General features: G+C 44.5%; 13 protein-coding genes. All 13 read left to right on the forward strand.

Features of this window, described 5'->3' with window-relative positions:
* Positions 1-19: 19 nt before the first annotated feature.
* Complete coding sequence (locus V7Z60_RS06485; RefSeq protein WP_334117032.1) at positions 20-979, forward strand: LysR family transcriptional regulator; 960 nt, start codon at positions 20-22, stop codon at positions 977-979.
* Positions 980-1,048: 69 nt separating this feature from the next.
* Positions 1,049-1,975: a manganese-dependent inorganic pyrophosphatase gene (locus tag V7Z60_RS06490; protein ID WP_334117033.1), complete on the forward strand. Its 927-nt coding sequence runs from the start codon at positions 1,049-1,051 to the stop codon at positions 1,973-1,975.
* Between the two features lie 230 nt (positions 1,976-2,205).
* Positions 2,206-2,958, forward strand: coding sequence for a DeoR/GlpR family DNA-binding transcription regulator (locus V7Z60_RS06495; RefSeq protein ID WP_334117034.1), 753 nt, complete (start codon positions 2,206-2,208; stop codon positions 2,956-2,958).
* 113 nt (positions 2,959-3,071) lie between these two features.
* Complete coding sequence (locus V7Z60_RS06500; RefSeq protein ID WP_334117035.1) at positions 3,072-4,232, forward strand: pyridoxal phosphate-dependent aminotransferase; 1,161 nt, start codon at positions 3,072-3,074, stop codon at positions 4,230-4,232.
* 104 nt (positions 4,233-4,336) lie between these two features.
* On the forward strand, positions 4,337-5,218 hold the full coding sequence (locus V7Z60_RS06505) for a hypothetical protein (RefSeq protein ID WP_334117036.1): 882 nt from the start codon (positions 4,337-4,339) through the stop codon (positions 5,216-5,218).
* 11 nt (positions 5,219-5,229) lie between these two features.
* Positions 5,230-5,862 carry a DUF5052 family protein gene (locus V7Z60_RS06510; RefSeq protein ID WP_334117037.1) on the forward strand — a complete coding sequence of 211 codons (633 nt, stop codon included), beginning with the start codon at positions 5,230-5,232 and terminating at the stop codon, positions 5,860-5,862.
* A gap of 20 nt (positions 5,863-5,882) precedes the next feature.
* Positions 5,883-6,662: a glutamate racemase gene (gene murI, locus V7Z60_RS06515; RefSeq protein WP_334117038.1), complete on the forward strand. Its 780-nt coding sequence runs from the start codon at positions 5,883-5,885 to the stop codon at positions 6,660-6,662.
* Positions 6,663-6,674: 12 nt separating this feature from the next.
* Entirely contained in the window at positions 6,675-7,196 is a 522-nt protein-coding gene (locus V7Z60_RS06520; RefSeq protein WP_334117039.1) for a GNAT family N-acetyltransferase, read from the forward strand.
* A gap of 16 nt (positions 7,197-7,212) precedes the next feature.
* Positions 7,213-7,905 (forward strand): YjjG family noncanonical pyrimidine nucleotidase, encoded by a 693-nt coding sequence (locus tag V7Z60_RS06525; protein WP_334117040.1) that lies wholly within the window; start codon positions 7,213-7,215, stop codon positions 7,903-7,905.
* 160 nt (positions 7,906-8,065) lie between these two features.
* Positions 8,066-8,863 (forward strand): Cof-type HAD-IIB family hydrolase, encoded by a 798-nt coding sequence (locus tag V7Z60_RS06530; protein WP_334117041.1) that lies wholly within the window; start codon positions 8,066-8,068, stop codon positions 8,861-8,863.
* 30 nt (positions 8,864-8,893) lie between these two features.
* The gene (locus V7Z60_RS06535; protein WP_334117042.1) at positions 8,894-10,651 is read left to right on the forward strand and encodes a 1-deoxy-D-xylulose-5-phosphate synthase; all 1,758 of its coding nucleotides are present in this window, start codon (positions 8,894-8,896) and stop codon (positions 10,649-10,651) included.
* A gap of 93 nt (positions 10,652-10,744) precedes the next feature.
* Positions 10,745-11,224, forward strand: a complete 480-nt coding sequence (locus V7Z60_RS06540; RefSeq protein WP_334117043.1) for a hypothetical protein — start codon at positions 10,745-10,747, stop codon at positions 11,222-11,224.
* A 115-nt stretch (positions 11,225-11,339) separates the two neighbouring features.
* Positions 11,340-11,773 (forward strand): YbaK/EbsC family protein (locus V7Z60_RS06545; RefSeq protein WP_334117044.1); only part of this gene is annotated, 434 nt, incomplete at its 3' end.

Consider the following 11,773-nt stretch of genomic DNA (forward strand, 5'->3'; position numbering starts at 1 on the left):
AACCTGAAAGGAAAATGTTATGAAAACAAAACAAGATACGATTTTTTCCTCCAAGACGCTCAGTTATTTTCTGCAGCTTGCCGAAACGATGAGCTATACGCAGGCGGCACAGATTTTGGGCATTACGCAACCTGCTTTGACCCAGCAGATTAAAAAGCTTGAACGAACGGTCGGAGCACCGTTGTTTTATTCAGTCGGAAAGAAATTGCACTTATCGGATGCGGGCTACACGATGCTTGATGCCACGCACCAGATATACGAAACATTAAACAAGGCTGCCGATGAAATCCAGCAAACGACAAGCGCGACTCAAGGTTCAATCAGCATCGGAATCCTGGCTTCAATCGAAAGCAGCGTTTTTGCAAGTTTCATTACGGATTATTATGAGCATAATCATGGGATTAAGTTGACGCTGCATTCATTGACGCGTAAAGAAATCTGGGAACGACTCGAAAACAATACCATTGATCTTGCTGTTACATATCTTCCGGATGAAAGCATTAAGAATTGGAAACCGTATGAATCAAAGAAAATTGTTACCGAGGATCTGCTGTTTATTCACAACAATGAGGAATTAAGCAAGCGTAAGCGAATACGGCTGAAGGATACGCTGACGAACGATTGGGTGACTTATCCTCCGCAGTATTATGTCAATGACGTGATCCGCGAAGCATACAAGAATGCTCTGATTGACAAGCCGACAAGCGTTGCGCACTTTGCGACGCCTGCGCAGCTGTTTTCCTTTGCAAAGAAGACTGACGTCTATACGGCTTTGCCGACGTCGTTTGTCGAGGCTCATAACAACGGACAGCTGATGACGGCCTTGTTTGAGCCTGAAATCAAGTTTGATTTGTCCTTTGTTTTCAGAAAAGGCAAAAATCAGATTCCGAGAATCGCTAATTTCTTAAACGCATTTGATGCATACCTGAGCGAAGAGGACTATATTGAACACCTTAAGAAAATCAATACTGAAAACTAACTCATAATTGTATTTTTATATTATGGGGGTTATAATTAACGTATATTATTCAAAAGGAGAATCAGCCTAATGAAAGAACTCGTTTTTGGCCACAAAAACCCTGATACGGACGCAATCTGCGCCGCAAAAGCATATTCATACCTTCAAAATCAGCGCGGATTTGAAACTGAAGCCGTTGCCTTGGGCGAACCAAACGAAGAGACAAAATTTGTTTTGGATTACTTCAAGGAACCCGCACCTCGCGTAATTGAAAAAGCTGCTGATGAAGTTGAGGCAGTCATGCTCGTCGATCACAACGAACCGCAGCAAAGTGTCGATGACATTAAGGATCTTACGGTAACTCACGTTGTGGATCACCACCGAATTGCAAATTTTGATACGGCGGCACCTTTATACTATCATGCAGAACCGCTCGGATGCTGCAGCACGATTGTTTATAAGGAATATAAGGCTTCAGGCGTCAAAGTTCCTGAAAAGATTGCCGGACTGATGCTTTCATCAATCATCTCCGATACGCTTTTGTTCAAGTCTCCGACAACAACGGACGAAGACAGGCAGGCGGTTGAAGAACTTGCCGGGATTGCAGGCGTTGATTACGAAAAATATGGTCTGGAAATGCTCAAGGCAGGCACGAACCTTGCTTCAAAGACTGAAGAAGAACTCATCACGGCTGACGCAAAGTCCTTTGAAATGGGCGGCAGGACGGTTCGCGTCGATCAGGTGAATACGGTCGATCTGGATGAAGTGTTTGCACGCGAAAGTGCTTTGAGAGCGGCAATCGAGAAGCAGAGCCAGGAAGAAGGCTATGATCTCTTCTTGCTGATGGTTACGAACATCCTTGATTCCGATACACGCCTGCTCGTTGTCGGTGAACCGCAAGACGTTGTCGAAAAGGCTTTTGGCAAAGAACTTGTCGATAACAAAGTTGATCTTCCGGGCGTCGTTTCTCGCAAAAAGCAAATTGTTCCGCAATTGCAGGCGGCATTCGAAAACTGATTATCTTAACGGTGAAGTCTTCGCTTTTGAAGGAAAGCGAGGGCTTTTTAATTTGTGTTTCGCTTACAATTGCTTAAACAATTTTACTAAATAACTATTTTTCGGATTTTTATCAGTTAAAATATCGTTAAATACGCATTATTTTCTAAAAAGTAATTAAAGTTGCTTTAAATTACTGATTCAAGCCTGTATAATTAAGTAGAGAATATTTTTAAGCTGAGGTGTAGATCATGAGTCAGGAAAAAAGAATCGAACTCATTAAACAGCTTCTCGAGGAACGCCAGGAACTTTCAACCAAGGACATTATGGAAGAATTCGGCGTCTCGCAGGATACTGCGCGTCGGGATATAGTGCTTTTAACGAAGCGCGGTGAGGTCAAGAGAACTCATGGTGGCATTTTGCCTCTGGATTTTGGCAAAAGCGTGCCCAATTTCCAAAGTCGATTGTCACAATTTACTAAACAGAAAACACAAATTGCAAATGAGGCCGCAAAGTATTTTAAGCCGCACAACGTCTACTTCGTCGATGCCTCAACAATTCTTTTGAAAACTTGTCAGACGATCAACATGCCGTTAACGATCATTACTCATTCGCTTGACAATTGCATCGCATTGTCTGAGCACAACAAAGTAACGGTTAAAGTTTTAAGCGGGACGCTTAATCACGAGAATCGTTACTTTTATTCGAACCTGGCCGTCGAAGAGCTGGCCGACGTCGTATTTGACACGGCATTCATTGCGGCATCCGGAATTGACGAGACAGGTGCGTATCTGCTTGATCAAGGCGATGCGCAGATTGTTGGAACAGCGGTCAAACGTGCCAGAAAGGTAATTCTGGTTGCCGAGCACCAAAAATTCATCAACAAGTCCTATTATCGAATTTGTCCGTTGGATAAAATTTCGATGTTTATCACGGACAAGCAGCCGACAAAGGAGCAGCTTGCGATGTTTTCGCCTTATACGGAGATTAAAGTTGCAAAATAAGGCACTCAGGATGAATATAATTCACATTCAGTGGATATTTCTTTTTTTAGATTAAAATGATATAATTGATTTCATATCATATTATAATGCGAGATGCTATAAGGAGAGTCACTATGGAAAATAAATTCAACCACAAAATTGAAAAAATTGCCGTTTCTTCAATTCGTCAATTTGACGCTGAAGCAAGCGCAATTCCGGGAATTATCAAATTAACGCTGGGAGAACCCGACTTCAATACGCCAGAGCATATCAAGGAAGCTGCTAAAAAGGCGATTGATGACAATCTTTCGCATTATACGCCAAATGCGGGGATTCCTGAGCTGCGCGAAGCAACGGCCGCATACTTTAACGAGAAATACAATCTTCACTACAAGCCAAGCCAGGTGATTACTACGATTGGTGCGACTGAAGGGATTGCCACGGCATTGCAGACGATCATGAATCCGGGCGACACGCTCATTATGCCGACCCCTGTCTTTCCAATCTATGCTCCAATCAGCGAAATTAACGACGGCAACGTCGTAACGGTTGACACGAGTGCCGACGGATTCGTCTTGACACCGGAACGCCTGCGTCAAGTATTTGACGAAAACAAGGACAGGCATTTCAAAGTCCTGGTGCTTGTTTTCCCAAGCAATCCGACAGGCGTTACGTATTCAAGGGAGCAGCTGCAGGCTATTGCTGATGTTTGTGCCGAAAAGGACATCTGGGTTCTTTGCGATGAAATCTACGCAGAATTGACCTATTCCGGCACGCATACTTCAATGGCGGAAATCATCCCTGACAGAACGATTCTTTTAAGCGGACTTTCCAAGTCTCATGCGATGACCGGCTGGAGAATCGGCTATCTCTTCGGACCTCAGGATTTTGTCGATCAAGCCGTTAAATCTCATCAGTACATGGTTACCGCGCCGGTGACGAATGCTCAATATGCTGCTTTGGAAGCCATGAGAAACGGCAAGCATGACAGCGATGCGATGAAGTCCGAATACCTTAAGCGTCGCGACTTTGTCAAAAAAGAACTGGAAGAAGTCGGTTTTGAGATGGCCAGTCCTGACGGTGCATTCTACTTGTTTGCCAAAATTCCTGCGAAGTGCGGTACTGATTCATGGAAGTTTGTCAGAGATCTCGCCAAGGGAGCTCGTGTTGCCTTGATTCCTGGCGCATCCTTCGGACCTGGTGGTGAAGGCTACGTTCGTTTGAGCTATGCTGCTTCGATGGAAAGCCTTCAAGAAGCAACCAAACGCATTAAAGAGTACATCAACAGCTTGTAAGATTGCAGCAGAATTGTCAGCCGGCGGGTGCCGGTTGGCTTTTTTTGTTTGTGCTCCATCTGACAATAGAATATAATTAATAAAGTGGCTTAAGAGGTGAGTGAATGAAAAACGGAAAAAAACATCCCGTTGCACTTTTGATGACGGGACTGCTGCTGGTTCTTTCGACAATGATGCTTTTGCTCAGTCTGACCGTTAAGCAGGTGATTTCGGAATCAGTCAAGGGAACTGAGATTGTTTCGGAAATGTCTGACAGGATGTATTCACTGATGTTTGAAAATACAGTGCTTGAAAACTCTGCGGAAAACAATGACTTAAAAGCATCCTTTCAAGCTGATGAACACGCAGACAATGCCGTTTCAATGATTGTTGATCAGACTCTGACCAATCTTGAGGAAGGCAGAGCTTACGCTGACTGCGACATTTCGGGAGAACTTGATCAGGCAATCGGCGACGTCTTCAGTCAGCTGAAGGAAAACGGGACTTTGAGCGGCCAGGAAGCTTCCCTGGCTGAACAAAGGTTAAAGTCTCAGACTGACACGATTTCTGAAGAATTGAATCGTTATGCAAAAGACGTCTATGATGGTCTTACGGCTGAAAATACGCCGGTTGCCAGGACTCTTTCCTATTACCGAATCTTTATCTCGATTGGTTTCAGAATCGTGATGATGCTTTTGATTCTTGCTTTGATGCTTTTGACTGCCAGACTGACGCAAAGCAGCGTCAGCGCTCTGTATTTGATCGGAGCAGAACAGATCGTCGCCGGATCAGTCGTCAGCTTTATAATTTCAAATACCCTGTCTTCAATCGTGATGGAATTGTCGAATCACTATTTGAAAACGTCTGTTTTGATTGAAAGGGCCCCGTTTGAAAAAGCCGGCTCATATTCGATTGTTTTGGGCATTCTGCTGATTGCTTCGGCAACGATTGCGGCATTCAGGAAACGTGTTGCAAAGAAGCAGAAAAACAAACATTTTGACAATTAGGGGAGAAACAAATGAAAAAGAAGCATTTTATCGAAGCAATTGCTGCAATTGCGATTATTTTCGTACTTGGAGGATGCAGCATGCTTCAGTCAGCCATTAACGACATCAAGGGTTCGCTTGTCGGCAATGATTATACCATTTACACTTACGACAATTATGGTTCGAAAGTGCTGGAAACGAGCGGACGAAAAATCAGCATTACAGGCAATCCCGTCAAGACGTCTGATTATGACAGCGACGGTGACGTCAAGGAACGCTATGAACTTTCTTCGGTAATTACGATTACGGTTGACGGCAAGGAAATCGAATCATGCGGTGACACGTGCGTTTTTGTTCAGAAAGGCCTGAAGCCTGATGTCAACTTTACGAAAAAGTCGATCAGTGGCAGCAAAAGCGGGGCTCTTTCAAGCTATGCATCCGTTGCGCGCTTTTTGAACAAATATAAGAACATGTTCGGAAAATCCAGGATCGTCGTCATCAAGTCCCAGCTCGGACAGCCGATTGCCGCTTATTCCGGAGATGACGTTTACTGGAAGATACCGAAGGATCTGCCGAAAATGACCAAGTTGATGATTGACGGCAAGGCGCTTTACATTCATCGTGCCAATTTTCAAATCATCGACAGGGATCTGCTTGAAAAATAATTTGCAAAAGGAAGTTTGACATGGATTCAGAAGAAACAAAACGCCCGATCGGAATTTTTGATTCCGGAATGGGAGGTCTGACAGTTTTGCGCGAATGCGTGAAAATCATGGGAAACGAAGACTACATTTTCTATGGTGATTCATTCAATGCCCCGTACGGCGTCAAAAGTACGGAACAGGTGTATCAGCTGAGTGAGAAAATAGTTCAGCGTTTCCTGAAGGAGAACGTCAAGGCAATTGTAATTGCCTGCAATACCGCAACGAGTGCTGCGGCCTCAAGACTCAGAAAAGAGTACCCGGAACTGCCGATCGTCGGACTTGAACCGGCATTAAAGCCGGCTGTCCTGCATAAAAGGAATTCAACGGTTCTCGTCATGGCAACTCCACTGACGCTAAAGGAAAAGAAATTTAAAAATCTGATGAACCGCTTTGAAGATCAGGCTAAAATTCTCGAACTCCCTGCGCCTGATCTGGTTGAGTTTGTCGAACGGGGCGAAATCGACACGCCTGAACTGAAAAAATATCTTCGCTCGATTTTGAATCCGTATGTCGGAAACATAGATGCGGTCGTTTTGGGGTGCACTCACTTCCCGTTTGCTAAGAAGGCAATCCGGCAAGTCGTCGGAAACGACGTTTATGTCATTGACGGCGGTGCCGGTGCGGCAAGGGAATTGCGACGCCTGCTCGAGGCCAAAAACGAGCGTCGGAAAGAAGACAGAATCGGGAAAATCGAATTTTTAAACAGCAATCCCGATCCAGGGGAAATTGAACTTTCAAAGAAGCTTTTTGAATTGGATTAGAGGTTAAAGATTATGAAATACGTCAGACAGGCAACTCCTGGTGATTTACCCAGAATCAGTGAAATTTTTGAAGATGCGAAGAAAATTCTGGCAAATGACGGTTCTTCGCAATGGCAGAACGGTTCGCCGTCGATTGAAAATTTTAAAAATGACATTGAAGACGGATGCTGCTATGTTTTAATTGTCGATGAAGAAATCGCAGGGATGGCATCATTGATTGAAGGTCCGGACAGAAATTATCAGCGGATTAATGCAGGAGAATGGAAAAACAAGTCCGATGATTACATTGCGATTCATCGCGTGGCCATCTCAAGCAAGTATAAAGGGATGCATTTGAACGACACGCTCTTTGCCTGCTTGCTGACGATTATCGAAGTCAAGGGCTTCAAGCACGTCAGAATCGACACTCATCCTAAAAATCAGCGCTTGCAGCATATCGCCGATAAATTCGGATTCGAATATCGCGGCATGATTTATATTGAAGATGAGACGGTTGAGCCTGAAAGAAAGGCATACGAACTGGAACTCAGCTAATTAAGAGAGGGATAAAATGAAGAAAAGATACGATACGCTGCTGTTTGACGTCGACGACACTTTGCTTGATTTCGGTGCGGCTGAAACGCAGGCATTGGGGAAATTGTTCGATGATCTCGGCATTGAACTTGATGCAGAAATTGAAGCAAGCTATAAAGCCTACAATCAAAGCCTCTGGAAGAAGCTCGAAGTCGGCGCGATTACGCGCAGACAACTGCTTGCCACGCGTTTTCCGACTTTTTTCAAGAAGTACTTCTCGCTTGACGTTGATGCGGACGTACTGACTCCGAAGTATATGAATTACCTTTCCATGGGACATGATGAGGTCTGCGGTGCAAGACAGCTGCTGACGTCATTGAAGAATTCAGAGCACAGGCTGTACGTCGTGTCAAACGGAAATCTTGACGTTCAGAAACGTCGCTTGAGGGATTCGGGATTCGGAGACTACTTCGAACAGATATTCATCTCAGAGAAGATGGGCGTCAAAAAACCGGATAAGGAATTTTTTGATGTCGTCGAACGAAACATTGAAGGATTCGTTCCGGAAAAGGCGGTCGTCATCGGTGATTCTCTGACATCGGACATAAAGGGGGCAAACAACGCCGGACTTGACAGTGTCTGGTTCAATCCCAAAGGAAGCAGGAACGAAACGGAAAACAAACCAACTTATGAAGTCAGAAATTTGAAAGAAATAAATGATCTGGTTTAAAAAATCAAGCCAGGTCACGGCAACGGGAAGGCGCATTGCGATGAAGGCAGTGCGTTTTTTGCGTATATTCCAGGCGAATGCTGATGTTCAATCATCTTGGCAAGCGCTTTACTTTGTGTTAAAATCTTGTTGGTATCAATATGAAAGGAGAGTATGAATTATGATCAAAGCACTTGCCGTAGACATGGACGGAACGTTTTTGAATTCAAAAAAAGACTATAATCGAGCGCTTTTCAAGAAGCTCTACGATGAAATGAAGAACCGCGGCATCAAGTTCATTGTTGCAAGCGGAAATCAATACGTGCAGCTTAAACGCTCGTTCCCTGAAATTTACAATGAGATCTCATACGTTGCCGAAAACGGGAGCTGCATCATGGAGGGAGAAGAAATTCTCTTCAAGAAGACCGTTTCTCGTGAAGACGTGCTGTTCACAGCTTCCGTCCTGGACGAATATGACGATGTCAATTATGCTGCCTGCGGATTTAAATCAACTTATTATCTGAAACGGGCCGATGATCATTTCGGAAAAATTATGGATTTCTACTGTCCGGTCAACCGAAGACTCGATACATTGGAAGAGATGCCGGAAGACGACATTTTTAAGATGACGATTGAATGCCCGGCCGAAAAGACGGCTGAATATCTTGAAATCATGAATGACAGGCTTGCCGGAAAACTTGAAGCAACCTCCAGCGGACATGGTTCGATTGACCTGATCATCCCCGGATGCCATAAGGCGTATGGCTTGAAGAAACTACTCAATTACTACGGGATTGATGCAAAGGACCTGATGGCATGCGGCGACGGCGGAAACGACGTTGAAATGCTTGAACTTGCGGGTCACAGCTATGCGATGGCAAACGGTTCGGATGAAGTCAAGAGAGTTGCAGGACATCAAGCCTTGACAAATGACGAAGACGGCGTTTTGCATGCTTTGGAAAAAGAATTGAATCTGTAAAGATAAGTCGACAGAAACGAGGTTTTTTAAATGAATCAACATCCTGATTACGTCTTGAACAAGATTAACAGTCCTGAGGATTTGAAGAAGCTTTCCTTTGAGGAATTAAACAGGCTTCCAGACGAGATGCGACAGCTGGTTCTGGAAAAGGATGCCGCAATCGGCGGTCACGTCGGTCCGAACCTTGGAATCATGGAAGTTACGACGGCCTTCCACTATGTGTTTGATGCCCCCAAAGACAAGATTGTCTTTGACGTTTCGCATCAATCATATGGCCACAAGATGCTTACCGGAAGGAAAAAAGCCTTTCTTGACCCGGACTGCTACAATGACGTTACGGGCTACACAAATCCTGATGAAAGCGAATATGACTACTTTACCGTCGGACATACGTCAACTTCCGTCAGCCTGGCGACAGGACTTGCGCAGGGGCGCGATCTGCTTTCCGGAAAGGAAAACATCGTTGCTCTTGTCGGTGACGGATCGCTCAGTGGCGGGCTGGCATTTGAAGGGTTCAACAATGCTTCCGTTTTGGACAGCAATCTGATTATCGTAATCAATGACAACCAGATGTCAATTGATGAAAACAAAGGCGGTTTTTATCGCGCGCTGAAGGAACTCCGAAAGACGCATGGACAAAGTTCAAACAATATTTTCAAGGCGATGGGGTTTGAATATCGATATTTAGACGAAGGCAATGATTTAAAATCAGTAATCGAGCTTTTTGAATCTGTCAAAGACGTTGATCATCCCGTCGTATTGCACGTCAATACGTTAAAGGGCAAGGGATATGAACCGGCTGAAGATCACAAGATGGAATTTCACTGGCATACACCATGGAATCTTGAAACCGGAGAATCGAAAACGGGTGATGCGCCTAAAGGCTATGCCGATGTTGTCTTGGACGTTCTCGAAGAAGAACTGGCTGACAACGTGCCGCTGATGGCAATTAATGCGGCCATCCCTGGCGTATTCGGGTTGAAGAGCTTTGAAACAAAGCATCCTGCAAACTATCTGGACGTCGGCATTGCCGAGCAGCATTCCCTGACCGTTGCTGCCGGAATGGCCAAGGCAGGAGCACGGCCCGTTGTTTTCCAAAACAGCACTTTTCTGCAGCGCGCCTATGATCAGCTGTCGCATGACGTTGCCTTAAACGATTTGCCGGTGGTGATGCTTGTCTTCGGCGGAACGGCAAACATGAATTCCAATACCCATTTAGGCATGTTTGACATTCCCTTTGTTTCAAGCATTCCAAACGTTAAATATCTGACGCCTGCGAGTGAAGAAGAACTTCGGGCGATGCTTAAGTTTGCAATTAAACAGACAGAACATCCGATTGCGATCAGAATTCCTGCTGGTCCTTTGAAGCACACTGAAGAACCGGATTCAAACAGGTTTAAATATCAGATTGTCAAGCGGGGGACCGATGTCGCAGTGCTTGCTTTGGGGCAATTCATCGATTTGGCAAAGGAAGCTGCAGAAGAGATGAGCGGACTCGGAATCGATCCTACGATCATCAACCCGCTTTCGGTCACTGAATTTGACAGCGAAATGCTTGATGCGATTGCTGAAAAATACAGAGTTGTCGTCACTTTGGAAGACGGGAGCATCGATGGAGGATTCGGCCAGAGAATCGCGGCCTATTTCGGCACGAAAAACATCAAGGTCATTGTCCGAGGTGCTGAAAAGGGGTTCCCTGACATGGTTCCGACCGAAAAACTGCATGAAATGTACGGCCTTTTGCCTGAACAGATTGCGCATTCGGCACTGCAGGCTCTAAAAGATTAAATAATTTGTAAACCCCGGTGCTTTTAATAGTCATGGTTGATAAAACATGCTATGATTAAAGAGTATTCAAGCACGATGGGGGTGTAGTCTGATTTGCTAAAGAGAATGAGAATAAGACATAAGCTTGATAAAAAAGCAGAGCTTGGGGACGTCGTCAGAGATGGCCAGAAGACATACGTCGTGATCAACATCATAAACGCTCATGCCTTTGTTGATGTAAACGGAGAAATTTCAGCAATTTATGACTGCTTATGTCAAAGATATCGTTCAGAGAATCTGTCAGAGGAATTCGTGACGACGCAGACCGAGCTTCCGTATGAAAGAGGGGAATGGGATGAGGTTGCTGACGTCGGCAATATCATCTATGATACGGAAACCGGTATCTATGTTTCGATTGAACGAATCACCGGGATAAGATTTGAAGGCGAGACGATGTACGTCACATACGAGTTCTCACCCGTTCCTGAGTGGAGCGATTACGAAATGGACGAAGCGGTTTTGAGATACAGACATCGGTTCATGCACCTTGTGCGTCATGACGAAAAAAGAAATCAAGGACAAAAGCCGTCATAAAAGTTGAGAGAGGAAGCGACCAGGGTCGACTTCCTTTTTTCGTATCAAGCTGTTTAGAAACAATATCTTATTACTTTAACTTTAATGAAAATTCAAAAAACACCAGGAGGAAACCTTGATTTACGACGTTCTTAAAAAACTTTCCATCGACTATGACGAGATTTGTCATCCTCCCGTACGGACGGTTGCCGAAGCGCAGCACATAAAAACACAGATCAGCGGAACGGGATGCAAGAATCTTTTTTTAACAGATTCCAAGAAGAAGACTTTTATTTTGGTTGTTCTTTCTGAAAACAAGTTTGCAAACATAAAGCAGATTGCACAAATCTGCCAGACTTCCCGTCTAAGTTTTGCAGATAAGGAAACACTTGAGAAAGTTCTTGGAGTCAAACCTGGATGCGTATCAATCTTAAACCTGGTCAATGTCGAAGATTTTAAACTTAAAATTTTGATTGACAGATCTCTTTCAGGAAAAAGACTGCTTTTCCACCCCAATGACAATACGAAGACAATCTCGCTTGATTTTGCCGATATGGTGCGCTTTATCCG

Source organism: Ligilactobacillus sp., from assembly GCF_036846325.1.
Classification (GTDB): domain Bacteria; phylum Bacillota; class Bacilli; order Lactobacillales; family Lactobacillaceae; genus Ligilactobacillus.

What these genes read in the sequence shown, in the direction of transcription:
- V7Z60_RS06485 (WP_334117032.1), top strand. Translation starts at nt 20, where the DNA reads ATGAAAACAAAACAAGATACGATTTTTTCCTCCAAGACGCTCAGTTAT.
- V7Z60_RS06490 (WP_334117033.1), top strand. Translation starts at nt 1,049, where the DNA reads ATGAAAGAACTCGTTTTTGGCCACAAAAACCCTGATACGGACGCAATC.
- V7Z60_RS06495 (WP_334117034.1), top strand. Translation starts at nt 2,206, where the DNA reads ATGAGTCAGGAAAAAAGAATCGAACTCATTAAACAGCTTCTCGAGGAA.
- V7Z60_RS06500 (WP_334117035.1), top strand. Translation starts at nt 3,072, where the DNA reads ATGGAAAATAAATTCAACCACAAAATTGAAAAAATTGCCGTTTCTTCA.
- V7Z60_RS06505 (WP_334117036.1), top strand. Translation starts at nt 4,337, where the DNA reads ATGAAAAACGGAAAAAAACATCCCGTTGCACTTTTGATGACGGGACTG.
- V7Z60_RS06510 (WP_334117037.1), top strand. Translation starts at nt 5,230, where the DNA reads ATGAAAAAGAAGCATTTTATCGAAGCAATTGCTGCAATTGCGATTATT.
- murI (WP_334117038.1), top strand. Translation starts at nt 5,883, where the DNA reads ATGGATTCAGAAGAAACAAAACGCCCGATCGGAATTTTTGATTCCGGA.
- V7Z60_RS06520 (WP_334117039.1), top strand. Translation starts at nt 6,675, where the DNA reads ATGAAATACGTCAGACAGGCAACTCCTGGTGATTTACCCAGAATCAGT.
- V7Z60_RS06525 (WP_334117040.1), top strand. Translation starts at nt 7,213, where the DNA reads ATGAAGAAAAGATACGATACGCTGCTGTTTGACGTCGACGACACTTTG.
- V7Z60_RS06530 (WP_334117041.1), top strand. Translation starts at nt 8,066, where the DNA reads ATGATCAAAGCACTTGCCGTAGACATGGACGGAACGTTTTTGAATTCA.
- V7Z60_RS06535 (WP_334117042.1), top strand. Translation starts at nt 8,894, where the DNA reads ATGAATCAACATCCTGATTACGTCTTGAACAAGATTAACAGTCCTGAG.